The organism is Bradyrhizobium sp. HKCCYLRH3099, assembly GCF_051167855.1.
Taxonomy (GTDB): domain Bacteria; phylum Pseudomonadota; class Alphaproteobacteria; order Rhizobiales; family Xanthobacteraceae; genus Bradyrhizobium.
In genome coordinates, this window is sequence record NZ_JBNPTW010000014.1 from 39,998 (window position 1) to 65,448 (window position 25,451).

Sequence of the window (25,451 nt, forward strand, 5' to 3'; positions counted from 1 at the left end):
CCAGAGAAGACGCGTTCAGAGCGCCGCGCGCCGCTGCGTCCAGATGCCGCCGGGGAAGCGCGAAGCCGATGGTACGAACAGGACGCCGCGGAGCTATTGCGGTCCCTGAGCTAGTTTTTCGGTCCAGCCCGCTTGCCCGGCCACGCTTGGCCAATTCACGAACTGGTCGTTGAACAACACCGCGCCGCTGATCTCGACGTGAACGCAGCTGTTCTGCGGCTCTTTGAGAAGCGCTGAGCTCGATCCCGCCAGGAGCGTAATTCGCCGCTGGTCGACGGCCTTCTGAACACCGGCCACGATTGCATCAAGGTCGGGTCCGGCCAAATCATAGGCTATTCCGCTCTGGTGATTGCTGCGGCCCGGCGCTGCGACCTTGTATCCCTTGTCGCGCAGAAACTTCAGAGCCCCGTTCCACGACGTCTCGTCCTCGAGCGTAGCCTCGCGCGTAAACCGGTAGCCGAGCCGCTTCGACGTATCGACGATGAATTTCAGCTGATCCTTTGCGGGACGCTTCACCGAGCTGAGCTTCGTGCCAGCCGGCAGGAAGGGGCTGAGCTGATTCCAGATTTGCAAATTGACGACGTCGACCAGGATCGTTCTCTCCGTGGCAACCAGCTGCGTCGAAAACGTGAAGCTGACCAGCAGGGCACACAAAACGGTTCGCGCAAATGTCGTCATGTTTCACCAGTGCCTTTCTTGTAATGGCTGCCCCGCAATGGCTACGTCCAGCAACGGTCGGCAATTTAGAATACAAGGCGAATAATGCGCATCCATTTGGCGAGTGCAAGTGCAAGGCAGCGCAGTTTCGCTTTCAAGATGTCGCGCCTGCGAATCCCGTTTCCGGTCTCACCCGGTTTGGAAGTTCTTCGCGCACGGCAAATGACAGGCGGCGCTTCCTCTTGGCTCCACGGCAGGATCGGCCAGCGCTCACTCTCCGTATATGCTCTTGCGGCCGTCTCGGTCGTCGGGCGCGAGTTCCCGTCGCGTCTTGCCGGGGTCCAGTTTCTTGTTCATGACGACCTCCCCGGAGGGAACGTCGCCTAGGCCAATGCAATGACCAAACTCATGCATTGCCACGCTGAGAAGATCGGTTTGAGCGGCCACCGGCGTGCCTGTGCCGTCGTACCATAATTTCTTCCTATTGAAGCGAATATCGCATTCGACGGTTCGTTTGGACCCGATTGTTTCCGGCCGCGCTCTGGTGTCAGCCGTTTCTCCGTTGTCCGCAAAGTCCGTAAACGAAATATAGCTGTAGCCGTCCGGTTTCGTCGTGGACGGGTCATCAAGGCATTTGTCCGGACCGAATTTGAACTTAAGTTTTCCATTGCTCCACTTGTTCGCGGCTTCCTTGATCCGCTGGACTGCACTGGCCGGGGCATCCGTTCTGCAGATGATGAATTCCTTCTCGATCGGATTGGCCTGGTAATTCCAACTCCAGCCTTGGATATCGTACGCTCCGGTGCTTGCGAAAGGGAAGATCACGAGAACGGCGACTGAAGGTGCAAGTCTCCAGAGCATGCAGAATCTCCTTTGCCACGGCAGGACGAATTGGGCGCAATTGCTTCAAGAAGACGAAGCGGGCTTGCCACGGCCACTATGCTTGGGTTGACTGATAGCACCGCAGCGATAATATGTAGATAGCTACAAGGAGAGATTGTATGAAAAAATTCGTGAGTTGTAGTTTCGTCGCGTTGATCTGTTTTGTAACGGTATCACAGGGAGCAGCCGAAGAAAACGCATCTCGGCCTATACTCATGAGGTCAGCCAACTTGACGGCTTCGTCGCTCGATCGTCTAAAATTCGATGGGTCGAAAATGCGACTGGCGGATATCACTTGTAGCAAATCTTGTAGCGTCACTACTTGCACACGTACATGCGCGAATTCCAAGCAGTGCGTAACTTACTGCAGTGGAGATGGGAAGGATGCTTATTGCGAGTGTAAGGACTGATATTTTGCCGCTGGGAGTCGACCCGCTCGACCGGGAGCATTGGGGCCAGTACGCCAAATGGCGCCGATAAACCGAACCGATAAGTAAGCCTGGCATAGGATAGCTTTCTCGCATCTCGACAAGGCAAGTTCCGACGTGGAGGAACCCTGTGATTGTCGGCCCGCCAATCGACAAGGTTTCATGCCAAATGGACTGAACGGCTAATTGGTAGGCAAAGAAGGGATTGGAGTCGGTTCGACCACCAATGAGCTTTTCGTACAAATGAAGTCAGTTCGTGGACTGATAAGGTTTCGGCACAACCGAGTCGGTCGGCAAACTGGTGTTCGGCCTGGTTCTGTCGGAAGCTGTTGTGGTAATGCTCATCGCTGCGGTCTGAGCGTATTTCATTTATTTCCGCAGATCTTTCAAAATCACGTCTATCGCCTGCCTTCTCTCAGCAACAATAGCCCCGACAGCAGCGTCAGGAAGGTATTCTGCCGTCATTTCGCGTTGTGTCCAGTATACTTTCTTGTCGCCATCTAACTTCAGCAACTTGAAGTCGCTGCGATGGAGTTCTCTGGTTGGGCGTTGATTTAAGGAGACTGTGGGATCACTCTCGAGCTGGACGCGTACAAGGACTTTCCAATCCTGTTGCTCAGAGTACGTCTTCTCGTCGACGTAGAGAATGACGTGTCGTTTTCCGTCCGTCAACGACCAATCAGATGTCATACTTGGATTTCCTGCCCGGCTCTCTGAATAAGAATATGCGCTTAGCACCATGTCCGCTAATCGAACTTTGGCCGCTTCTTTGCGCGCTTGCACCTGCTCTTTCAAAGATTCGACCGCCCTTTTCTTGGCCGGCTATATGTCGACACCAAAGGCGCTCGTAACCCCGACGGCCATAGGCGTTGTTAGCGCACGCGGACGCGTAAGCACGGCACAAGCTACGCCTGAATTTGCACTGCAGCTCGGGGGACCGGAAGGCGCCAAATAGCTAGGTGGTTGCGGACCGGCAATATTGAAGGCCAAATACTTTTCGTAGGACGGCGGTCCCAGCAATACCTCTAGAAATCCATCCGCCAAGTCCATAATCTTTTTTCGGTTCTGAGCCTCGCTGAGCGGAACGACGTTAGCCTTTGTCGGTCGACTTTGATCAATCAATTCGATTGAACCGTTGGCAACAAAACCGGCTGCCGAAGCAGCGGTCCATCGACCGCCCTGAAAAGAGTGATGTGAAACGTCTTGCTTTCATCGAACTCGAAGGATCCAACGAGCTTATAATTGGGAATCGGAATTTTCTTATCGGCCTTGTCGAGTGCCTCCGCGGCGGCCAACAGATTCCTATAGCGATCTGCCAGCGCGGCGCGTACTTGCGGATCGCTAGAAGCAAAGTCTTCCAACGCCGCCCTGTCGGCAATCCCGGGAGTAGTTCTGACGAACCTTTCCTGAGACTCCTTAACTTGCCGTACGATAGCGTCAATGGAGTCCTTTGCAGTATCCGCGACCTTGCAAGTGCCAAACACATCAATTCCAGCCACGCCGCACGCGCTCGCTGGGTAGGAGATCATTCCAATAAATATTGCAACAACAAGTGCTCGCATTTCAGTTTCTCCAATTGACCTCAGGACGGTGGTCCATTCGATGCTCCTCGTATCTTCATACCAGATCGTTGCTGGTCCATCGTAACGGCGCGAGAAAGCCGGCCACCCTCTCCGCCAACATTAGATCCGCATCTCTCCACCAAAAAGAGGTCGGGCGGACACCGATTCACAGACCATGCCCCGAGCGGCGGGCGATGATGCAACGGAAGCGTGCATTTGCCAATACGCAACCGTGATGCAAAAGCTAGAGACGATTTACGCCGAGCCCTGATCGTGTACCGACCGTCCCCGTCAGGTAGACCATATGTGGTATCAGCGTGTCGGTTGCTGAAGATGGGCTCGAAAGGCGCCGCTTCGGCTTTGCGGTTATCTTCTCGATAGCATTAGATCGGTAATCGGGGCGGTGATGAAAGTGACACTCAGCAAGCTCTCAATCGAGATACCGAGATAACCTGCCGCCGCTGAGGGTCGGTTCGTCCTGCATCAACCATGTGGCCGCGGTGTGCCCTACGGGTGTGTTGCGAAATGCCGCTGCCTAGCTAGCCCGGACAACCTTACAGTTCGGGAAAATGCCGTCTTGACGGATGCGGCGGTCTGTCCGTTGAACTCCACAAAGTGGCGCTTGATCGCTACCGCGGCGCCTCGCCGATGCCGGCAATATCCCAGCACAATCAATTGAGAGTTCGGTTGCCTGCAGCAGCTATAGAACCTGGCTCACTATTTTCGTACGTCGCGAACGATTACGGGCGACTAAGCCGTCGTTCATTTTGCGACCAGGTGCGCGGCGACAATCAAGGTGAGAGCCCAGCGACAATCAGGATGAGAGAGTGCCGGCGGCGCGTCCCTTCAGGCCGTCTGGCGGCCGGGTGGGGTTAGCGCAAGCTGTTGATTCGTCTCGCCAAGAGAGGATCGACGGCTTGCCTGGCCTCCACATCACCGACCACCAGATGAGGCTATACATGAGTTACCGACTGACGTTATCGGCTGAGGCCGCAGCGGCCAAAGCCGGGTTTTCGACGGCGAGTGCCTATCGGATCGAGGCCGATCCGCGGCTGCCGTCGCAGAAGCAGGAGCCGCGAGGCCGGCGGCGGCCTGATCCCCTGGCGCCCTATTGGGACGCGGAGATCGAGCCGATCCTGAAGGCCGCACCGGGGATCCGGGCGGTGGGCGTGCTGGAGGAGTTGCGCCGGCGCCATCCCGATCTCAATCCCAACATCCGCCGCACGCTGGAGCGGCGCATCACGACCTGGCGCGCGCTCCATGGCCCTGAGCGCGACGTCATCTTCCGCCAGGAGCATGAGCCCGGGCGGCTCGGCCTGTCGGACTTCACCGATGCCGGCGCGCTCGGCGTCACCATCGCAGGCGTGGCGCTCGACCACCGGCTCTATCACTTCCGGCTGGCGTTCTCCGGCTTCGCGCATGCCCATGTCGTGCTCGGCGGGGAGAGCTTCGTCGCATTGGCCGAAGGCCTACAGAACGCGCTGTGGGCGCTCGGAGGCGTGCCCAGGGAGCATCGCAGCGACAGCCTGTCGGCGGCGTTCCGTAACTTGGCTGCGGATGCGCGCGAGGACCTCACGCAACGCTACGACGAACTGATGAAGCATTACGGCATGGTGGCGACCCGCAACAATGCCGGCATCGCGCATGAGAACGGTTCGATCGAGAGCGCGCATGGCCATCTCAAGCAGGCGCTGGAGGACGCGTTGCTGTTGCGGGGAACGCGCGACTTCGCCGGCCTCTATGCCTACCGTGCCTTCGTCGACATGGTCGTCGGCCGGCGCAATGCCCATTGCGTGAAGCGGATCACGATCGAGAAAGAGATGCTGGCGCCGCTGCCAAGAAGGCGCACCAGCGACTTCGAGGAGAAGGTGATCCGCGTGACCTCGTCGGGCGGCTTCATCCTGCGCCGCGTGTTCTACACGGTGCCGTCGAAGCTGATCGGCCATCGTCTGCGCGTGCGCATCTTCGACGACCGCCTCGAATGCTTCCTCGGCACCACGCAGGTCGCGGCGCTGAAGCGTGGCCGGCCCGTGTCGGAGAGCCAGGGCGGCCACGTCGTCGACTATCACCACGTCATCCATGCCCTTCGGCGCAAGCCGATGGCGCTCGCCAATCTCGTCTATCGCGATCAGCTGTTCCCGCGCTCGGCCTATCGACGCGCGTTCGAGGCACTGCAGGACAGATATGACGAGCGTCATGCATGCAAGGTGACGGTCGAACTACTTGCTCTCGCCCACGAGCGGGCCTGCGAGGCCGAGCTTGCCGAGGCCATCGCCGCCGACCTCGATGCGGGACGGCTGCCGGATCTCGCTGCGCTCCGCCTCCGCTTCCGCCCCGAACAGGCATCAGTCCCCGACGTCGCCGTCGAGCTTGCTCCGCTCGCTGTCTACGACGAGCTGGCTTGCCTGGGCTTCGCACCGATGACCTCGAACATGGGAGATGCAGCATGACCATCACGACGACACCCGTCGATGCCGCGCGCGTCGAACTGCTGCTCACCGAGTTGCGCCTGCCGAGCGTCAAGGCGATCTGGCCGAAGCTCGCCGCGCAATCGGACAAGGAGGGCTGGCCCGCCGCGCGCTTCCTCGCAGCACTCGCCGAGCACGAGGTCGCCGATCGTGGCCGCCGCAGGATCGAGCGGCACATGGTCGAAGCGCGCCTGCCTGCCGGCAAGACGCTCGCGAGCTTCGACTTCGACAGCGTGCCGACACTGTCCAAGGCGCAGGTGATGGCGCTGACGGCAGGCGATGTCTGGCTCGAGACTGGCGCCAACCTGCTGCTCTTCGGCCCTCCCGGCGGCGGCAAGAGCCATCTCAGCGCAGCTATTGGTTTGGCCCTCGTCGAGAACGGCTGGCGCGTGCTGTTCACGCGCACGACCGATCTGGTGCAGCGGCTGCAGACGGCGCGGCGTGAACTGGCGCTGGAAGCCGCCATCGCCAAGCTCGACCGCTACGATCTCCTGATCCTCGACGACATCACCTACGTGTCGAAGGATCAGGCCGAGACCAGCGTGCTGTTCGAACTGATCGCCACCCGCTACGAGCGGCGCTCGCTGCTCATCACGGCCAATCAGCCGTTCGGCGAGTGGGGCCGCATCTTCCCAGATCAGGCCATGACCCTCGCGGCCGTCGACCGTCTCGTCCACCACGCCACGATCATCGAGATGAACGTCGAGAGCTACCGCCGCAAGGCCGCCCTCGGCCGCAAGCGCGGCGCCGGCAGACCGCCGGTTCACGCAACGCCAAAGGAGGTCGAAAGCTCGGCTGATTGACGCTGCGACACCGCTGATTGTCGCCCAGCGTCAATCAGCCCTTGCCAACCCGGGACCCGGCGACAATGATCACGGAACCCGGCCCCGATCTTCTCATCCAGATTGACGCCAAGTTCTCATCCTGATCGTCGCGCTATAGACCAGGTTTGCACTTGTATTGGTGCGTTCGCGCCGGTCGGCGCAGATTATAAGCGCAAACTGCTGATTCCGCTCGATGTCGCCCACCATTCCGGAATGATCTCGCCCACCGTTCCGATTTGATCTCGCCCACCCATTCCGAGATGATCTCGCCCACCATTCCGGGATGAAGTCGCCCGGGGTATCGCAAGAGCGAACCCGGGGTGACGAGGCCTCTTCTGGCTGCGATACGGTCCCGCCTTTCGGCTTTGCGAAGGGGGACCTGGATGCCGACGGAGAGGCTTGCGATGCGCCACGTGCGCGATGTGATCAGATTGAAGTCGGCGGGAAGCCGACCCGCGAGATTGCGCGGCGGATGCCTCTACGATCCGCAGATCAACCGCAGCTATGCCGACATGGCGGCGCATTACGGCACCGGCATTCTGCCGGCGCGGCCGCGACGGCCACGCGACAAGGCCAAGGTCGAGCAGGCGGTGCTGATGGTCGAGCGCTGGCTGCTCGGGCGACTGCGTCAGCGCACGTTCTTTGGCCTCGCCGAGGTCAATGCGGCGATCGCAGAGCTGCTCACGAGGCTCAATGAGGAGCGGCCGATTCGGCGGCTCGCTCCGGCGCGACAAGCGACTGTCGAAGCGGCTGCAATACGCCAAGCTGCGCCAGCAAGCCTCCGTCGAAGACATCGACTATCGCACCCCGCGCGGCCTCGACCGTGCCCTGCTGACGGCGCTGGTCGAAGGCCAATGGATCGACGATCACGCCAACCTTCTGATCTGCGGCCCCTCCGGCGTCGGCAAAAGCTGGCTTGCGTCTGCGCTCGGCAACAAGGCCTGCCGCGACAATCGCTCCGTGCTCTACCAGCGCGTCCCGCGGCTGTTCACCGATCTCGCGCTGGCCCGTGGAGATGGCCGCCATCCCCGCATCCTGCGCGCGCTCGGCCGCGTCGATCTGCTCATCTCGACGACTGGGGCCTCGAGCCGCTCGCCAAATTCACCGGTTCGCATCTCTCCGGCGCTCTTACCTTTGCGGCTGAGTTCGTTCAGTTGTTTGGGTCCTGCTCATAAAAGGCGTTGCAGAGCAATGATGCCTTTTTTCCCAAAACGGTTCCTCAAGTCTCTGATTTTGTTGCCTTTCCCTTCTTCCCTAGGGAGCGCCATGTCCGTTGCCTTCGCCCCGCGAAGGGACGAAGGCCCGGAGAGGCGGGTTTCTCAACCCTCAGTTTTCAGCCCTCAGTTCTCAGCCTCAACCCTCCGTCCTCGATTCTCACCCCTCCGGCATGCCGGCCGCGACCCATTCGGTCACATCGTCGAGCGTTGCCTTGAAGCGCTTCAGCAACTCGTCGACCTGGGCGGTCGTGATGATCATCGGCGGGCAGATCGCGATGCTGTCGCCGACATTGCGGATGATCAGGCCGTGCTGGTGGGCGGTGTCGAAGAATTTTAGCCCGACCTTGCCGACCGGCTCGAAGCGGGCCTTGGTCGCCTTGTCGGCGACCAGCTCGACGGCGGCGATCAGGCCGCGGCCGCGGACCTCGCCGACCAACGGATGGTCCGCGAAGCGCGCCAGCTTCTCATGCAGGTAGGCGCCGACCTCGGCCGCGTTGGCGACCAGGTTGCGCTCCTCGATGATCGCGAGATTCTCCAGCGCCACCGCGGTCGCGACCGGATGGGCGCTCGCGGTATAGCCATGGCCGAAGGTGCCGAGCCGGTCGGACTGGTCGGCCATCGCCTGGTACATCTCGTCGCTGATCAGCACGGCGGCGAGCGGCTGGTAGGACGAGGTGATCTGCTTGGAGCAGACCAGGATGTCCGGCTTGATGCCGAAACTGTCGCAGCCGAACAGGGTGCCGAGCCGGCCGAAGCCGTTGATGACCTCGTCGGCGATCACCAGCACGTCGTATTTGCGGCAGACCTCCTGCATGCGCTGCCAGTAGTTCACCGGCGGCACGATCACGCCGCCGGCGCCCATCAACGGCTCGCCAATGAAGGCGGCGACCGTCTCGGGGCCCTCGCTGAGGATCAGGTCCTCCAGCTCCTTGGCGAGCCGCTCGGTGAACGCCTCCTCGCTCTCGCCGGGCAGGCCGAAGCGGTAGTAATGCGGGCAGGTGAGATGCCGCGCGAACGGCAGCGGCAGGTCGAAGCCGCGCTGATTGGCCTGCAGGCCGGTGAGGCTGCCGGCGGCGATCGTGATGCCGTGATAACCGCCCTGGCGGGCGATGAACTTCTTCTTCTCGGTCCGGCCGAGCGCGTTGTTGTAGTACCAGACGAACTTGATGGCGGAATCGTTGGCCTCGCCGCCGGAGCTGGTGAAGAACACGTGCTTCAGATTGGCCGGGGTCATCGCCACCAGCTTCTCGGCCAGTAGGGTCGAGGGCTCGTGGGTCTTGTGCGCGAAGATGTGGTAGTAGGGCAGCTTGGCCATCTGGCGCGTCGCCGCCTCGACCAGGCGCTTCTCACCGAAGCCGACGCCCACGCTCCACAGCCCCGCCAGCCCCTCGATATATTCGCGACCCTCGTCGTCATAGACATAGATGCCGGAGCCGCGGTCGATGACGATCGGCCCGATGCGCTCGTGCCGCCGCATGTTGGTCGCGGGATGGATCTGGTGGGCGATGTCTTTGCTCTGCAGGGAATTCGTTCGCATGGAGGCGGGGACTTTCTGGTGGCGGAAGCGCCCAGTCTATCGCGATCCCCGCGCAAACCATAATGTCTTCAGGGAGCCCGGGCGCGGCAGGCGCGCGGGAGCGCCATGCCCGGTGTGCAAGTCTCGATCTCCGGCCTCCGAGCCTTCCGACTCCCAGGATTCCCCAAACCCCGAGATCTCCGACCCTCCAGCCACGGCGTCTCCGCCTCGCGGCGCGCTTGATCGGCCTCGCGGCGCGTTTGCGCGTCCGAGCTTTGCTCATCACGACGCCCTCTGGAAGAAGGGCGCAGGGAAGGCCGGGTGCAGGCCGCACCCATGGCCCGCCTGCAGACAAAAAAGCAGGCGGCAGTCACCACAGGATTGGCCGAACAACCGGCCTTCCCTGCGCGGTGGGTTTAACGGCTGCTCCGTGCTCTCCCAGGGGACCGGGCTTGCTTGCCCCCGTCATCGACATCGTCGCCGACCAAGACACCAGCGTCGGGGTGTCGGGACCACACGGCTTGACCGTCCGCGAGGGGATCGTTCGTCCGCACGCGAAACGCGCACTGCGACCCCAGGCGGCCACCGCATCCCCCGCTCCACGGTCCGTGACGATCGCGAAACGCCCCTTCAGTGAGCAGGAGACGGCGAGGAGTGTCGGCCTGATTTGGCCGACGACACAAGACCGGATTTGCCCGACGGAATGCGACAAACTGGCACGACGGGCAATTGGGGATGGGTGGGATGCAGCGAGGCCATTCTGACGGGTGAACTTGAGCGCGGTTGCACCGCTGTTCCGACGAGGCAGGCGGTGCTAAGTGCACTGTCAACGTCATACCAAAGCCGCATCGCTATCGCTCGGCTTAGTCACCCGAGTACATCAGGTCTGCCACCGCAAATTCCTGCTCGATGAACCGGCGGGCCAGAAGATGCATGACGCGGGCCGCCGTGTGCAGGCGGACGATCTCATGGGCATCGTCGGGATCGGACTTCGAGTGTTTCCCGGCATGCGCCACGGCAATTCGGCAGGAGTCGTGGATGTATTTATGCGGTGGCTCATCGCCGCACAATCTAAGGAAGCGAGTGATGTCGTCGTTGTTCTTTGAGGTCGCGCGCATCGCCTCGAAATTGGCGAGGAACCATTTGCGCGCCGTTTCCTTGCCGTGATTCCGGATCTCGATGATCTTGTAGTAATTCAGCACGGCGTAGCTCACAAAGCCGTTCTGCTGCGCATTGCGCGCCTCGCGAAAAAGGGCAAGCGCGCGCCGTGCTTCCTCGGAGCCCGGGATCTTCCGGTCGAAGATGTAATGGGTTGCCGTCGTGAAGGCGAGGTCGCGCTTGGTTACCGGGACCGGGACGGGATTGCCCGACCATCCAAAGCCGGCGATCGCGAAATTGTCGTCGCACCACGCCATGATGCTCAGGAAGCGATTGATCACCGTCATCGCGGTCCGCTCGTCGACCCGGTTGGCAACAAGGTCGATGTGCACCGATTGCACGTGCTCCCTCGTCTTGGGCATGAGGACGAGTTGGTAGCGGTCGAAGGTGATGAGCCGCTCTTCCTTGGGCCAGGTGACCTGGTTATCGACGCCAATATGGAGGTAGCGGGAGTTATTGCGCACGCCGAGCTTCTGGTAGCGTATCCGTTCGGCGTCCTCGGCGTCGTATTTCGAACCGTCGCCTTCGGGAGGCGCGGCGAAACGCTCGGCCAACTCGCATTCCCGCGCGAGGCGCCGGAAGAACTCCTGATTAAACGACATCTCGCGCATTGCTGGCGCGTTCATGCGGCTGCGGTCGGGATCGAAACCGGCTTCTGCCCCGGGCGCCAGAAGCGAGATGGCGCCGTCCGGCACGAAATAAGCCCGCCGCTTTTGCCCGTCATGCAGATAAACGACCTCCGCGCCGCCGTTGCTGTTCACGCCCGTCTCAGCCACGGTCTCGGTCATGCGGATGAAGTCCTTCCGCGCTTCTTGGTTCGCCAGAAGAATGGCAACCACGTCGCTGATCGTCCCTGCGCCGAAGAACGATGCGCCCGTGCCTCCCACCGGACGCAGGCCGCCGAGGATAATGGCGACGTGCCCCGCCCACCCGGGATGGACCGGGACAAGGCCGAAGACGGCCGCGGCGATATGATGCGGGGTCAGCTTCTCTTCGCGCCGCTCGCGCCCGCGCGGAAGTTTTCCGTAGCGGCGCAAGGAATCGAAACGCTCATCGAGTTCCTGCAGCGTGCTGTGCGAGACATCGCTGTCCTGACACAAGAGGCCTAAAATGCGGGCGAGGTTCTTGGCATACATCGGTTGTTCCTCACCCGCCGCCTTAGTCGTAAGCGTTGCGATAGTCCCTCAGGACCGGGTTTGCCCCGGTCCGCGAGAGACCTTTCTCGGGGATCGGCAGCTCGAGCGCGGTCAGGAGGTAGCAGAGCGATTCCATCGCCCGCATCGATTTTGAAAACTGCCGGAATTGCGCGTCGCTTTCCGGGTTGAAGTGACCATGCGCGCTCTTGCCGCGAAAATTGATCGCGCGCTTGAGATGCTCGACGGCTTCTTCCGGCATGACGCCCTTGCCGAACCTCGCCTGGACAGTCCCGATAAGACGCCTGAATTGCTGCTCGGCGGTTTCCGCCCTGATCCAGCGGATCGCGCCCGCGACCCGCTCGCCGATCGCCGCGTCATGCCCAAGCTCCTGCGCCTTCGCCGCCGCAACGGCGGCGATCGCGTCCACATCCGGGGCCGGGAGGACTGGCTGCGCCTTCCCGATCGGGATATCTTCGAACCATCGGCACGCGTTCAAGAGCCGCTCCGAGGAGACCACGTTTTTCAAATCGAAGGCGGTCCTCATCAACGCGTTGGGCCGCCGCCAGGCCGAGGCCCGGTTCATCCATACGATGAGGCATGCGCGGAAGGCGCCCAATTCCTCATCGTTCCAACAGCGTACCGGCGAGCCGCCGACCCAGAGATCGCAGTTATCAACGTCGGATTCCGGCCAGATGTAGTGGACCTTGTGGTCGCCGGGATATTCGTGCTTTTCGATGGCTTCCATCATTCCTGCGAAGGAAAGCCGGTCGATCCGGATCGAAGAGGGCGTGAGCGGCACGCCGAAGCAGAACGACAGGAAGTTCACGTAGTCCGACACATAGCCGATGTAGTCGCGGATGTTCTGCGGTCGATCGAATTCAATCCCGAAGGTCGGCCAGATTTCCTTCGGCCCCTCCAGCTCCATGCCGTAGGTCGCGCCGTACCACGCCCGGAGCGTCATGCCTTCCGCCGCCGCGTCGAAGATCGTGAGTTCATCCCCTTCCGGAAACCGCGTGCGGCCGATCGCCTTGACCTTGCCGTCATGGCGCATCAACTGGTTCGTGTGCTTTACGTTGAAGGTGACTTGCTTGACGCCGTCTTCGGCCGCCCAGGCATCGTGGCCCACGACTGCTACGTTCGAGAGGATCTCCTGATGGAGGGTCGTCCGCTGCGGCGGCACATTGCGCGATGAGGTTCCGGCGATCGTCGTGACGTTCGAATGCAGCGAGACGATTTCGTTCGTCGCGGTTTGCAGGAAGACCGGCTCTTCGCTTTCGATATGGAAGTGACCATCGTAGCTATAGATATCGACGCGGAGCGCGTTCTCCGAGATCAGAACCGTTCCCGTGAGGTTCTTCCCCGTGACGAGTTCGACGCAGTGCAGCGGTCTTATGCTTTCGCTCTTCGGCATGCGGCACCTTCGGGTGTTTAACCATTCGGCCTTGGCTAGAGCTAGAAACGCCAAGCCGCCAGAGCCGCAAAAAAGATCAACACAGCGGCGCAAACCGCCAGCGCGCCGACCGCACTAATCCTGAAACCCCACAGACTTACTTCGAGCCTTGGCTCTCGCATGGCGCAATTCTCCCTTAAGAATTCCGAGAATTGCCTTGCGGGGGGATTTCTTTTTGTCGCCGTTTTTCAGACGGCCGTCAACCACGCGCGGAATTCTTGTCGCGGATGTCTTTGAAAGCCTTTTGAAACGCCCTTCAAGGCGGCTTTAACATAAAGATGTCGAGGAGCCGCCAAAGCCGTGAGCGATGGCGGCATGTCCGCTTAAGTGATTCGTCCGTGCAAGAAGCAGCCATGAGCAAAGACGGCGCGTTAGCGCATGCGGCGTTGGGATTCCCGCACTGTCACCGATGTAAAGGGTTGAAACAATTTCAGATCACACACTCGGAAGCTATGCTGCCTGAGCTACTCGTATGGATGGCCCATTTTTCGAGCGCGCTGACGCCATCCCTCCCGCGCTTCCTTGTTGAGAAACGGCACAGTGGCGGACTGCTCATCAGCCGGTTGCCGATCGTGCGTCCACTGAGGCTTTAGATCGGACTCCGGACGCAAGATGAGATAACGGAAATGCTCGATGTAGGATTGCCACTCACCCGTCCAGGATCGCCCGAACGCGATATGACAACGCTTCAGTGCAATCGTATTCTCCGGATGCGCCCCTTTGGTCTTGATCAGGATTACGGGTCCAGTCCAGCACTGTCGCCGTAATTGGATCGGCGCCACCGGGCGCACGCCTTCCTCGAAGGCGCTGCGCCACGGGCCTTGCTCACGCACGGCCTGGAACTGCTGAGGGTTGGTCAAGGGGCCGTCGACGATCGTCGGTCGCACGTTGCACGGCGCATGGCCGCAACGGGGCGGCGTGAACTCTCTGGAAGCGGCCTCATTCGGCCTGCCTGGTCTCGCTCGTCGTTGTCGAATCCTCGCGCCGGCTGGCCAGGCCCAGCCGGCCGCCGAACGCGGCCGCGAACGCCTTGGTCTTGATGAGCTCCGCCGCGAGATAGCGGGTGAAGCGCGCCGCGCCGTTCCGGTCGAGGTGGCCGCCGCCGTCGAGCGTCGTGAGCGCGTCGTCATCCGGCGGCGGGATGAATTCCACGTTCAGGGCTTTCGCGAGCTCTGCGGCTTGGCGCGCGCAGGCCTGGCTGTGCGGCACCAGCATCAGCACGATTTGGCCGCCGATCTCGCGCAGCAGGCGGCGGGCATGATCCACCACCGCCGGGCTGGTGTCGCACTGCCGATCGCGCAGGATCCGCATCGGCGGATTGCCCGTGGCGGCATAGGCGGGATTGGTGTTCATCATGTCGCCGGTGGACACGCTGCGGTAGTCGCCGAACAGGGCGTCCGGCGCGGACCGTCCCTGCAGCACCGCGATCCAGTCTTCGATTCGCCATCTGACATTGCGGCGCAGCACGGTGAGATGGCCCTGCAGCCGGCTGCGCGCCGCGGCGTCGATCGGCTTCTTGTCGGAGCCGATCGTGAGGTGGAGGTCGTCGCTGAAGAAGTGCACGAACTGGTCGTCGGCATTGATCAGCCACAGCGCCGGCCTGATGCGCCAGCGGGCGATGATCCGGCGGGAGAACTCGCCGCCGCGGATGCCGAGAAAGGCCATGTTGTAGGTCTTCAGCCCGCCGAGCAGCGCCGAGGATCGGAGCGTTGGCCGGTCGATGCCGCGGGCGACGAAGGACGGGCCGAGCAGGACGATGTCCGAGGCCTTTGCCGCGGCGATCGAATGCCCGACATTGCTGTAGAAGATGTCCTGATCCTGAATCTGGTTGACGGACCGGCCGCCGACGTCGCGATACCAATCGGCATCGCCCGCTTTCGCGACCTGGCCCAGAAAATCATGCTCCACGCCGCCATCCCGCGACAGCAGCGCGACGATTCCGGCGAGCCCGATCATGACCAGCACCATCCCGCCCGCCAGCGCGACGAGATAGCGACGCATCAGGCGCGCGGTCGGAAGGAGGGGGAGGGGAGCGCCATTCGGTTCGCTCGCGCGTCCCGCCGGAGTGGGGGCGACTGGCATGGCGCGGGGACTAGACGACCGTTTCCGAAGTCCTGGCTCCTCGATCATGAAACCCCGGCTGTCATCGTCCGCGAAAGCGGGCGATCCAGTACGCCGTGACACCTCGGCGACTCTCTTCTGCCTCGGCGTACTGGATGCCCCGCTTTCGCGGAGCATGACAGCGGTGGGCAGGGCGAGAGCTCGATCCGGAAACGACCGGTTTCAAGGAAACACTCGTCGAGCCGATTCGCGCAACGGGCTTGCGATCCGGCGTCATGCTTCCCTCATGCCCGCCGGCTCGCCGTGAGCAGGCAGGGCTATCGTATTTGACGAACAGAGTTTTGCACGCGACTGCTTCCTCATCGTCATGGCCGGGCATGTCCCGCCTGCGCGGCCGAAGCCGCTTCGGCGCGGCGAAGGCCCGGCCATCCACGTCGTGCGGCATGCTGAGCACGACGTGGATGCCCGGGACGGAGCCCGGGCATGACGATGAGGAGACAGTTTCGCGACCCACTGAGCGTGATCATATGCGATAGCCCCTCTGCTGCCAAAGTCCCCGCGACGCCGCTGCACTCGGTCCGGCCAGTGCGACCGGCCGTCCCCGCGGCCGCGTGACGTGCACCGAGGCAACCCGAGCAACGACGCATGCGGCCCGATCCTTATTGCATCCGCACCGGCAAATTGAGCGGGCCGCGAAACCCGAACCCGTGCCACCGCACGCTGGCCGCATCGACCAGCTCCATGTTCGGAAACCGCTCGAACAGCATCGGCAGCAGGATCGCGCCGACGGTGCGGCGGGAGAGGTGGGCGCCGGCGCAGTGGTGGGGGCCGTTGCCGAAGGCCTGGTGGGGGTTGGGGTCGCGCAGCGCGTTGTAGCGCTCGCCGTCCTCGAACAGCTCCTCGTCGCGGTTGGCGGAGGCCTGGATGGTCATCACGGTGTCGCCCTTCGGGATCAGGCAGCCGCGGATCTCGGTGTCCTCCATGACCAGGCGTGAGCTCGCCTGGATCGGCGCCACCCAGCGCACGCCTTCCTCGAAAGCGGCGCGCCATTTGTCCTGCGCGCGCACGGCCTCCAGCTGGTCCGGGTTGGTCAGCAGGCCGTAGAGGATCGTCAGCAGCGCGTCGCGCGGCTCGTTGATGCCGCCGCCGATCGCGATCTTGATGTTGGCGATGATCTGGCTGTCGGGAATGGGGTTCTTGGCGTTGACCATGAAGGACAGCGCGGAGGAATCCGGCTCGTTGCGCACGCGCGCCATGTTGGCACGGATGCAGCGGTCCATCTCGGCATTGGCGAGGTCGGTGGCGTCGAACGGCCCCGGCGTCCAGCCGAAATTGCCGGCGCCGTCGATCAGCGCCTGCGACCAGCGCTGCATGTCGTCGTCGCTGGCGTCGGGAATGCCCATCACATGCGCGAGGATGCGCGCGGCCAAGGGGCCGGCGAGCGCGGGGAACAGATCGACGATGTCGCCGCGCGGCAGGCGGTCGAGATAAGCAGCGGCGAGTTTGGCGTAGAGCGGCTCCCAGACGGCTTCGATCGTCTTCGGCATCAAGGCCGGCATCATCGCCATGCGCTCGGCGCGGTGCTCGTCGTGATCCTTGCGCATCAAGGTGTGCGCGAGGAAAGCGCGCTTCATCGGCGTGTTCGGATCGTCGGACGAGAACAGCGCCGCATTGTCCTTCACGTATTTGGTGTCGGCCGCCTTGGTGAGGAACGTCCGGCCCACCGACTTGACCCGCAGCACCGGCGCCTCGCGCCGCAGCCGCTGATAGATCGGATAGGGATCGCGCGTGAGCTCCGCGATCGTGATGGTCTCGTCGAGGGGAGCCAGTCCAGGAGCCAGGGTCGCGGTCGGCATGGGGCGCTCCTTGCGAGGATGCGGGCCAGCGTGGATCTCTCTCCATGAGGATAGGTGCGCGAATAGGGCGGTGCAATGCTCGTCCGATGTCCTGATGAGGACGAGCCTGCTGTGACCGGCATGTGCTGCAGCGCGGCGGTGCACGTGCAGCAAGCTGATGGTGGGCGTCGCGCGCTTGATGTTGCGGCGAGCCGGATCGCCTGCTCCCGAGCGTTCCGTCTCGCACGGGCTCCGTGGAGGACCGTGCGAGACGGATGTCGGTTGGCCTACGGGCAGAACCACGCGGGGCCGATCTGCATGCAGCCGCGGCGGTGATAGTCGTGCGGGCGGGAGCGGAAGCGATGCCAGCCGGACGGCGGGCCATGACGCCGCTCATAGCCGCGATGATGATGGCGCCGCTGTTCGCGCTGCCAATGCCCGCGCCCGTCGCGGTCGTAGTCGCGCTGCGCCAGGCGCATCGGCGCGGCCGCCGTGGTGCCGGCCTCCGCGGACGCGGCCACCGGCGCGGCAGAGACGCCGGCGGTGCTCGCGAGAAGAAGAACGGACAGGGCAGCGATGGTTGCTCGCATCGGGAACTCCAATGATGTGTGGTGGCTGATGTGGCCGTAACGGCCGGGGGCGAGACGGACGCGTCCAGTGGAGCGCCGGCGATGCGCGCGTGTCCCGGCTCTGTCGTCCGCGTCGCGCCTATGGGCAATCGCCAGGCCCCGCGGCCGTTCCGGCTGTGCGTGGCCGCGGAGGCGCGTCAAACTGTCCTGCGCGGAAGGGCGCAGGTCCGGATCGGCTGAGATGATGATGCACGGCGACGCTGACGATCGGGGCTTTGCGCTCGGTATCTCTACGTCGTCATGGCCGGGCTTGTCCCGGCCATCCACGTCGGTCGGCATGCTGAGAACGACGTGGATGCCCGGGACAAGCCCGGGCATGACGGAATAACTAACTGGCGGCGCGGTGTGTGGCGACCTGACAGAGCGGTGTGTCGCGACCGCAGAAAGTCGAACTCAAGCGGAGATCATCATGCGCGACCCCGCGGGCCCTCACACCCAGCCGCCGTCGACGATGTAGTTCTGGTTGGTGCAGGCGCCGGAATCGTCGGAGGCGAAGAACAGCACAACGCGGGCGATGTCGTCGGGCATGATCTTGCGCTTGAGGCATTGCCGCTGCATCAGCTCCGCCTCGCCGGCGGGCGTCAGCCACAGCTTGAGCTGGCGCTCGGTCATGGTCCAGCCGGGGAGGATGGAGTTGACGCGGATGTTGTCGGGGCCGAGGTCGCGGGCGAGCGAACGCGTCAGGCCCTGGATGGCAGATTTCGCCGTGGTGTAGCAGGGCATGCCGCCTTGGCCGAGCACCCAGCTCACCGAGCCCAGATTGACGATCGACCCGATGCCGGCCGCGCGCATGTCGGGCGCCACCGCTTGCGCTGCGAAGAACTGGTGCTTGAGATTGACCGCCATGCGTTCGTCCCAATAGTCCGGCGTGACGTCCTCGATGCTGTGGCGGTCGTCGCGCGCGGCGTTGTTGACGAGCACGGTGATCGGGCCGAAGGCGCGACGCACGCCCTCGACCGCGGCGCGCAGCGCTGCGATGTCGCGCAGATCGGCGTGCTCGAAATGCACGCTTGCGTCGGACGGCAGGCTGGCGAGCAGCGACTCCGAGGCCTCGCGGTCGATGTCGATGAAGGCGGTGCGCGCGCCCTGGTCGAGGAAATTGCGCACGATGGCCTCGCCGATGCCGGAGCCGCCGCCGGTGACGAGGACCGTGCGGTCTTTCAGGCTGGGATAGATGGCGGTCGGCATGGGCGTCCTCTTGATCGGGGAATGGGGGATAAGAGTGAACTGCATTGCAGCGGCGGGCCTGATCAGCCGGGCCGAGACGGAACGATCGCACAGGCGCGCGCAACTTGGTAGTCCGGGCGGGCTCGTGGCCCGCCATGACGATGGGAGAGAGGCGGCGCGGGCGGCGTCAGTAGCGGCCGCCGCTGCGCTCCTGCTGCTTGATCCAGTCGGACAGCGTCTTCGGCGCGGCTGCGGCGGCGCGGGCCGGCTTGGCGGCGCCGCTGCGGTCCTTGCGGGGCGTGTCCGCGGGACCGCGCGGACGTGTCGCAGCGTGGGCGCTGGCGCTGCCGCGCGACGCAGCATTGAGCCTGTCGGCCTCTTCCTTCTCCAGCCGCAGCTTGCGCAGCCGCTCCATCTTCTCGCGCTCGGGATCGGGCGGAGGCGGCGGCAGCTCGCGCAGGCGCGCGTCCTCCGCCGAGATCAGAAGGCCGGTGATGGCGCCCTCGCCGAGCGCCTTGCAGGCCTCCAGGCGGTGCAGGCCCTCGACCAGGACATAATGATCCTTGTCGCTGCGGACGAGGATCGGCTCGCGCTGGCCAGACTCCAGGATGCTCTCGGCCAGCGCGTCGACAACGTCCGGCTTCAGCGCTTTGCGCTTCTTCTCGGGAACGTGGATCTTGTCGATGGGGAAACTTTCCGGTGCGGACACAGTCAAGGCTCCCTCATGTTGGCGCGGTCGCTTGCTGGCTCGATGATGTCGACGCGCCCGGCGAGCGAAGACGATCGTCCGGTGGACGATGGCTGCGGCATCCAGGTCTGGAACAAGGACGCGCCGGAAGACAGCGACAGGAGCATGCCGCTTTACAATACGGACATTCCCCCGGCTTCCGCAAGCGCCGCGGGCGGAGGGCGGGCAGGCGGCTGCCCTGCGCGTGCCGCCTCTTGACGCGGCTGAAGCAGCCGCAGCGTCACGAGGCGGAGCCTGGTGTGTTGAACTGCGCCTTCAGCCGCGGCGTCATCCAGTTGAGGAAGGTGCGCAGCTTGAGCGGCATCGGCTTGCGCGGCGGATAGAGAATGTGCACCGGCAGCGGCGCCGGCTCGAACGGGTCGAGCACGATCTCGAGCTGCTTCGCGCGCAGCGCGGCCTCCATCTTGTAGGACATCACGCGCGCGAGGCCGGCGCCGTCGATCGCCGCGAGCACCGCGGCTTCCGACGTGTTGACGCACAGCCGCGACGTGATCGGGACCACGCGGGTGCGGTTGCCGGCGACGAACTTCCACGCCGCGGGCGCCTTGTGGTCGTCGATCGTGATGCACTGATGCGTGGCGAGATCGGCCGGCTTCTTCGGCCGGCCGCGCGCCTTCAGGTAGGACGGGCTGGCGCAGACGACGGTGCGGATCGACCCGATGCGCGTCGCGATCATGCTGCTCTCCGGCAGCGGCCCGACGCGGACCGCGACGTCGAAATTCTCGTCGCCGATGTTGACGACGGCGTCGGTCAGCTTCAAGCGGAGCGAAATCTCCGGATGGGCGTCGAGGAAGGCGATCGTGTGCGGCAGCAGATGGGTGTGGCCGAGCCCCCACGGCGCCGTCACCGCCAGCTCGCCCCGCGGGATGCGGTACTCGCCGGACAGCTCTCGCTCGGCGTCCTCGACCTGCTCGACGATGCGCCGGCAGGCGTCGATATAGGCGCGTCCGGCCTCCGTCAACGTCACGCGGCGCGAGCTGCGCTGAAACAATTGCGCCTTCAGGCGGGCTTCAAGTTCCGAGACCTTGCGGCTGATGGTGGCCACCGGAAGCTTGAGGCGGCGCGATGCGGCCGAGATCGAGCCCGTCTCTGCGACTGCAATGATCGCCGTCATCGCCTCCAGGCGATCCATCGCGCCACCTTTCCGAAATCACCAAAGCAACTTCTCATCTATATGGGCTGCAATGCAGCGGAGCAATGCGATACCTCCGAGGACGACCATCCGCCGCGGGCCGCGCAGGTCGTGTCGCGCGGCGCCGGATGATGCCGCCGTCGCGGTGGCTCGCACCTCAATCTGCCTTGGAGTCCGACATGAAGCACGTTCGTCCGACCGGTCCGCTCGCCGCCCTGAGCCGCCGCCGTTTTGCTTTCGGCCTGCCGCTGCTGGCGGCCGGCGCGGCCGTGTCGCAGAGCCCAGCCACCGCGCGCGCCGCACCGGCCGGCACGGCGCCGGTAGTGACGCATCATCGCACGGCGACGATCGACGGCATCAATATCTTCTATCGCGAGGCCGGGCCCAAGGACGCGTCCAAGGACGCGCCGGTGGTGCTGCTGCTGCACGGCTTTCCGACCTCGTCGCACATGTTCCGCAACCTCATTCCGCAGCTCGCCGACCGCTATCGCGTGATCGCGCCGGACTATCCCGGCTATGGCCAGAGCGACATGCCCGACCGGACGAAGTTCACCTACTCGTTCGATCGCTTCGGCGAGCTGATCGACGGGCTGCTCGGCCAGCTCGGCGTGACGAAGTTCGCGATGTACGTCATGGACTACGGCGCGCCGGTCGGCTGGCGGTTGGCGCTCGCGCATCCCGAGCGCGTCACGGCGCTGATCGTGCAGAACGGCAATGCGTATGACGAGGGCCTGAAGGAGTTCTGGGATCCGATCAAGGCGTACTGGGCCGACCACTCCGAGGCGCGCCGCAAGCCGCTCTACAAGCTGGTGACCTTGGAGATCACCAAGTTTCAGTACACCGACGGCGTTAGCGATTTGAGCCGCGTCTCGCCCGACAACTGGGTCCACGACCAGGCGCTGCTCGACCGTCCGGGCAATGCCGACATCCAGATCGACATGCTCTACGACTATCGCACCAACCTGCCGCTCTATCCCAAGGTCCAGGCCTATTTCCGCAAGCATCAGCCGCCGACGCTGATCGTCTGGGGCAAGAACGACAAGATCTTCCCGGCCGACGGCGCCCATCCGTACAAGCGTGACCTGCCGCAGCTCGAGTTCCACCTGATCGACACCGGGCACTTCGCGCTGGAGGACAAGGCCGACGAGATGGTGCCGCTGATCCGCGACTTCCTCGGCCGCAAGCTCGGCGCGTGATGCGCCGTCACGATATTCGCTCCCGTCGCGAATTTGTGGTGTGATGATGGATGACTGACGACAACACAGGGAGCCGCTCCATCATGACACGCAAAATCGTGGCCGCGCTGGCCGCGCTGGCCTTCGTGCTGCCCACCGCTGCCTACGCCGAGGACGCGCCGCTCGAGCAGCAGCTCGTCGATGCCATGAACAAGGTGTTCGGCGTGCACGCCGGCTTCCGCGCCAATCACGCCAAGGGCGTGGTGGTCGAGGGCAGGTTCAAGCCGTCGGCGGAGGCGGCGACTTTAAGCAAGGCGTCGCTGTTCAGCGGCGGCGAGATCCCGGTGACCGTGCGGTTCTCGGATTCGACGGGCGTGCCGAACCTGCCGGATGGATCCGACGACGCCAATCCGCACGGCATGGCGGTGAAGTTTCGCCTCGCTGACGGCAGCGACATGGACATCGTCATCAACTCGCTGAAGTTCTTCCCCGTCTCGACGGCGGCCGATTTGCGCGACCTGTTCCTGGCGATCGCCGACTCCGGGCCGAACGCGGCGAAGCCGACCAAGCTCGAGCAGTTCATCGGCAGCCACCCGTCGGTGCCGGCCGCGCTCGGCACCATCGCGACGCCGGACAGCTTTGCCAACGAGGCCTATTTCGGCGTCAACGCCTTCGTGCTCGTCAACAAGGCCGGCGCGAAGCAGGCGATCCGCTATCAGATGCTGCCGGAGAAGGTGGTGCATCTCGACAAGGCCGAGGCCGCCAAGCGCGCGCCCGACTATCTGATGGCCGAGCTGCCGGCGCGGCTGAAACAGGGGCCGGTGACGTTCCGCTTCATGGCCCAGCTCGCCGCCGCCGGCGACGACACCAAGGACCCCGCGAAGCCGTGGCCCGACGATCGCAAGCTGGTCGAGCTCGGCGTCGTCACGATCGACAAGGCGGTGGCCGACAGCGATGCCGCGCAAAAGCAGTTGTTGTTCCTGCCGAGCCAGCTCCCCGACGGCATCGAGGCCTCCGACGATCCGATGATCGACATCCGCAGCGCCGCCTACGCAATCTCGTTCTCGCGGCGCAATCCCTGAGCGCCTCTCCTGCGCGGCGCGCCGCAAGATCGTGGCGCGCCGCAATCATGCACGCTTTGCGGCGCCTTTGATCAGTCTCCGTCGCGGCACCGACGAGGGATCGCCGCATTCGCCGGGATTGCGGCGGTGGGCGCCATGGTTTGTCCGCATCGGTGGCGCGCCGCGATCGGCAGTCTCGCGCGCGCTCGAGGGAACCTCGACCTCGACGCCGCGATCAGCCGCGACGCGTGTTGCCGAACCGACGCACCGATCCTCGCGCGACTGCGACATCATCCGCATCTACCTGCGCGAGCAATCAGCATCGACTGATCGGTCGTCCCATCGAGAGTGCGCACGAATCAGCCTGCAGCCAGCGATGCATTCGCAACGCGCCGCCTCGCGCGGCCACCTGCGTTCGTCGACGAACGATCGCAGCGGACCGAGCGGCCCGCGCACTCTGCGTCGCAATCGTGTCGGGCGTTGCTTCATTTTGCCTGAATTCTGCATCTCCGGCGCAACACTCGAAACGGAATCGTTAACGGCTCATCACGGCGATCTGCATTCCTTTCGATTGACATTTTTCAATTCAGGTCGCGACACAATCTGACCCTCCTGATGCGGCCGCCGTAGTTGCGGCCCGTGTTCAGGAGTTGTGAGTTCGATGCGTCGCGTATTTGGCGTATGCCTTTGCCTAACTACTTTCGCAGGAAGTACGACATCGGTTTGGGCGACCGACCTCGCCCTGCCGCCCCCGCTCCCGCCTCCCGACGTATTCGCCTACAGGTGGAGTGGCTGCCATGTCGGCGCCAATGGCGGCATGGCGTGGTCGCGTCAGCAGCAGACGTGGAGTCAGCTCGCCAATGCCGGCGCCGCGCCCGCGCAGCCTGCGCAGCAGCAGCCTGCCGGCAATGCCAACACTCCGCCGGCCAAGCCGCCGGTGGTTGCAAACCCGCCGCAGAACCCGCCGCCGCCGAACAACCCCGGCGGGAACAACGGCGGAGGCAAGCCGCCCTACAAGCCGCCTCACAAGCCTCCGGTTTATGGCGATCACGGCGGCGGCTGGTGGAAGCCCAGCAAGCCCGCTCTCTGCGAAAAGGATCACGACGGAGGTTATAGCAAACCGCCCTCCAAGCACGATCACGGCGACCATCATTGGCCGCAGGTCGGGTCGAAAGGTGGCGACAAGCCGTCCTGGCCGTGGCAGACGCCGTCCAAGGACAAGGACGACAACTACAAGGATAACTACAAGGACGTCAAATATAGCGACAACTGGTCCGGCAAGCGCCACGACGACGATCATGACAAGTCGGGCGGCTGGTCGCAGCTGCATTCGAACGGCTATTCCGACCGTTACTCCTGGCTGAGCCACGACAAGCATGATGACAACAAGGCCGGCGGCGGCTGGGGCAAGAAGGACGGCGGCTACGACAAGCCGATTTCGTTCGGCTGGTCGAAGCAGCCGGCAAAGCCCGGCTATGACAGCTACGCCTGGGCGAAGCCGGATCACGACGACGACAAGGGCGGCCACGGCGGCAAGCCCGACAAGGATCATTGGCAGCAGCACGGCGGCAAGCACGATCACGACGGCTGGCCGCAGCATCCGGACAAGCCCGGTTGGCCGCCGAAGACTCCGCCGAAGGACGGCGGCCAGCCGAAGCCGCCACCGCAGGGCAACAACAATCCTCCGCCGCAGAACCCGCCGCCGCAAAATCCTCCGCCTCAGAATCCACCGCCCGTCGCCGGAGGCGGCAACGTGGCGCCGCTGCCGGTTGCGGCCGTGCAGATTCCGACGGCCTCATCGAGCAATGGCAGCGACGTCCTCGGCGGCCTGCAGCTCGGCTGCGACTACCAGTTCGACCGCTTCGTCGTCGGCATCCAGGCGATGGCCGATCTCGGCAACATCAATGCGACGACGTCGCTGGCGCCTGGGATCGCGCTGGATACGCGCGTCAGCAACCTCTACACCGCGACGCTGCGTGCCGGCTATCTGGTGACGCCGGAGGTCCTGCTGTACGCCAGAGGCGGCGCCGCCTGGACGCGCACCCGCGTGGCGGTGACCAACACGGCGACGGGGCAATCGGCGAGCACGGCGTTCAACCGCAGCGGCTGGACGGTCGGCGCCGGCGTCGAGTGGATGTTCGCCCGCAACTGGTCGGCCTTCGCCGAGTATGACTATGCCGATTTCGGCACGGTCACCGGCACCGTGCCTGGCGCGGCCGCGATCACCGGCGGACCCAACGTCGTCAGCCAGAAGACGCAGATTCACACGGCTCTGGTCGGCGTCAACTACCGCTTCGACATTCTGCCGCGCCTCGGCCGCTGACGGCGCGCTCCGATCTCCACAG

The 25,451-nt window shown here is 63.9% G+C and carries 20 protein-coding genes and 2 pseudogenes; 8 read left to right on the forward strand and 14 right to left on the reverse strand.

Annotated elements, in window-relative coordinates; translation table 11 throughout:
* Positions 1-93: 93 nt before the first annotated feature.
* The 4 genes from ACQR1Y_RS23725 to ACQR1Y_RS23740 all read right to left on the reverse strand — a co-directional run bounded on the left by ACQR1Y_RS23725 (position 94) and on the right by ACQR1Y_RS23740 (position 3,529).
* Positions 94-678, reverse strand: coding sequence for a hypothetical protein (locus ACQR1Y_RS23725; protein WP_434878414.1), 585 nt, complete (start codon positions 676-678; stop codon positions 94-96).
* Between the two features lie 249 nt (positions 679-927).
* Positions 928-1,518 (reverse strand): matrixin family metalloprotease, encoded by a 591-nt coding sequence (locus ACQR1Y_RS23730; RefSeq protein WP_434878415.1) that lies wholly within the window; start codon positions 1,516-1,518, stop codon positions 928-930.
* An 818-nt stretch (positions 1,519-2,336) separates the two neighbouring features.
* Positions 2,337-2,762 carry a hypothetical protein gene (locus tag ACQR1Y_RS23735; RefSeq protein WP_434878416.1) on the reverse strand — a complete coding sequence of 142 codons (426 nt, stop codon included), beginning with the start codon at positions 2,760-2,762 and terminating at the stop codon, positions 2,337-2,339.
* Between the two features lie 323 nt (positions 2,763-3,085).
* Positions 3,086-3,529, reverse strand: a complete 444-nt coding sequence (locus tag ACQR1Y_RS23740) for a hypothetical protein (protein WP_434878417.1) — start codon at positions 3,527-3,529, stop codon at positions 3,086-3,088.
* 917 nt (positions 3,530-4,446) lie between these two features.
* Here ACQR1Y_RS23740 and istA point away from each other — a divergent pair.
* The 4 genes and pseudogenes from istA to ACQR1Y_RS23760 all read left to right on the forward strand — a co-directional run.
* A complete protein-coding gene (gene istA, locus ACQR1Y_RS23745) occupies positions 4,447-5,979 on the forward strand; it encodes an IS21 family transposase (protein WP_434878418.1) in 1,533 nt (510 codons plus the stop codon).
* The gene (gene istB / locus ACQR1Y_RS23750) at positions 5,976-6,800 is read left to right on the forward strand and encodes an IS21-like element helper ATPase IstB (RefSeq protein WP_434878419.1); all 825 of its coding nucleotides are present in this window, start codon (positions 5,976-5,978) and stop codon (positions 6,798-6,800) included. Before istA ends, istB begins: the two co-directional genes overlap by 4 nt.
* Positions 6,801-7,294: 494 nt before the next feature.
* Positions 7,295-7,538, forward strand: a pseudogene (locus ACQR1Y_RS23755) (IS21 family transposase); the annotation flags it as partial.
* Positions 7,539-7,915, forward strand: a pseudogene (locus tag ACQR1Y_RS23760) (ATP-binding protein); the annotation flags it as partial.
* A 280-nt stretch (positions 7,916-8,195) separates the two neighbouring features.
* Here the strand turns inward: ACQR1Y_RS23760 and ACQR1Y_RS23765 are convergent.
* The 10 genes from ACQR1Y_RS23765 to ACQR1Y_RS23810 all read right to left on the reverse strand — a co-directional run bounded on the left by ACQR1Y_RS23765 (position 8,196) and on the right by ACQR1Y_RS23810 (position 20,870).
* The gene (locus tag ACQR1Y_RS23765; protein WP_434878420.1) at positions 8,196-9,575 is read right to left on the reverse strand and encodes an aspartate aminotransferase family protein; all 1,380 of its coding nucleotides are present in this window, start codon (positions 9,573-9,575) and stop codon (positions 8,196-8,198) included.
* A gap of 842 nt (positions 9,576-10,417) precedes the next feature.
* On the reverse strand, positions 10,418-11,848 hold the full coding sequence (gene mauJ, locus ACQR1Y_RS23770; RefSeq protein WP_434878421.1) for a methylamine utilization protein MauJ: 1,431 nt from the start codon (positions 11,846-11,848) through the stop codon (positions 10,418-10,420).
* Positions 11,849-11,870: 22 nt separating this feature from the next.
* Positions 11,871-13,259, reverse strand: a complete 1,389-nt coding sequence (locus ACQR1Y_RS23775) for a hypothetical protein (protein ID WP_434859959.1) — start codon at positions 13,257-13,259, stop codon at positions 11,871-11,873.
* Positions 13,260-13,762: 503 nt separating this feature from the next.
* On the reverse strand, positions 13,763-14,158 hold the full coding sequence (locus ACQR1Y_RS23780; RefSeq protein WP_434859960.1) for a hypothetical protein: 396 nt from the start codon (positions 14,156-14,158) through the stop codon (positions 13,763-13,765).
* A gap of 79 nt (positions 14,159-14,237) precedes the next feature.
* Entirely contained in the window at positions 14,238-15,428 is a 1,191-nt protein-coding gene (locus ACQR1Y_RS23785) for a hypothetical protein (RefSeq protein ID WP_434878422.1), read from the reverse strand.
* 590 nt (positions 15,429-16,018) lie between these two features.
* Positions 16,019-17,215 (reverse strand): cytochrome P450, encoded by a 1,197-nt coding sequence (locus ACQR1Y_RS23790; protein WP_434878423.1) that lies wholly within the window; start codon positions 17,213-17,215, stop codon positions 16,019-16,021.
* A gap of 266 nt (positions 17,216-17,481) precedes the next feature.
* The gene (locus tag ACQR1Y_RS23795) at positions 17,482-17,784 is read right to left on the reverse strand and encodes a hypothetical protein (RefSeq protein ID WP_434878424.1); all 303 of its coding nucleotides are present in this window, start codon (positions 17,782-17,784) and stop codon (positions 17,482-17,484) included.
* Between the two features lie 468 nt (positions 17,785-18,252).
* The gene (locus tag ACQR1Y_RS23800) at positions 18,253-19,011 is read right to left on the reverse strand and encodes an SDR family NAD(P)-dependent oxidoreductase (RefSeq protein WP_434878425.1); all 759 of its coding nucleotides are present in this window, start codon (positions 19,009-19,011) and stop codon (positions 18,253-18,255) included.
* Positions 19,012-19,177: 166 nt separating this feature from the next.
* A complete protein-coding gene (locus ACQR1Y_RS23805) occupies positions 19,178-19,699 on the reverse strand; it encodes a ParB N-terminal domain-containing protein (protein WP_434878516.1) in 522 nt (173 codons plus the stop codon).
* Between the two features lie 259 nt (positions 19,700-19,958).
* On the reverse strand, positions 19,959-20,870 hold the full coding sequence (locus ACQR1Y_RS23810; protein ID WP_434878426.1) for a LysR family transcriptional regulator: 912 nt from the start codon (positions 20,868-20,870) through the stop codon (positions 19,959-19,961).
* A gap of 179 nt (positions 20,871-21,049) precedes the next feature.
* Between ACQR1Y_RS23810 and ACQR1Y_RS23815 the strand changes: the two genes are divergently transcribed.
* The 4 genes from ACQR1Y_RS23815 to ACQR1Y_RS23830 all read left to right on the forward strand — a co-directional run bounded on the left by ACQR1Y_RS23815 (position 21,050) and on the right by ACQR1Y_RS23830 (position 25,429).
* Positions 21,050-22,066 carry an alpha/beta fold hydrolase gene (locus ACQR1Y_RS23815; RefSeq protein WP_434878427.1) on the forward strand — a complete coding sequence of 339 codons (1,017 nt, stop codon included), beginning with the start codon at positions 21,050-21,052 and terminating at the stop codon, positions 22,064-22,066.
* 80 nt (positions 22,067-22,146) lie between these two features.
* Positions 22,147-23,127, forward strand: coding sequence for a catalase family peroxidase (locus tag ACQR1Y_RS23820; protein WP_434878517.1), 981 nt, complete (start codon positions 22,147-22,149; stop codon positions 23,125-23,127).
* A 31-nt stretch (positions 23,128-23,158) separates the two neighbouring features.
* Positions 23,159-23,713 (forward strand): hypothetical protein, encoded by a 555-nt coding sequence (locus tag ACQR1Y_RS23825; RefSeq protein ID WP_434878428.1) that lies wholly within the window; start codon positions 23,159-23,161, stop codon positions 23,711-23,713.
* A gap of 210 nt (positions 23,714-23,923) precedes the next feature.
* Entirely contained in the window at positions 23,924-25,429 is a 1,506-nt protein-coding gene (locus tag ACQR1Y_RS23830) for an outer membrane protein (RefSeq protein WP_434878429.1), read from the forward strand.
* Positions 25,430-25,451 lie beyond the last annotated feature (22 nt).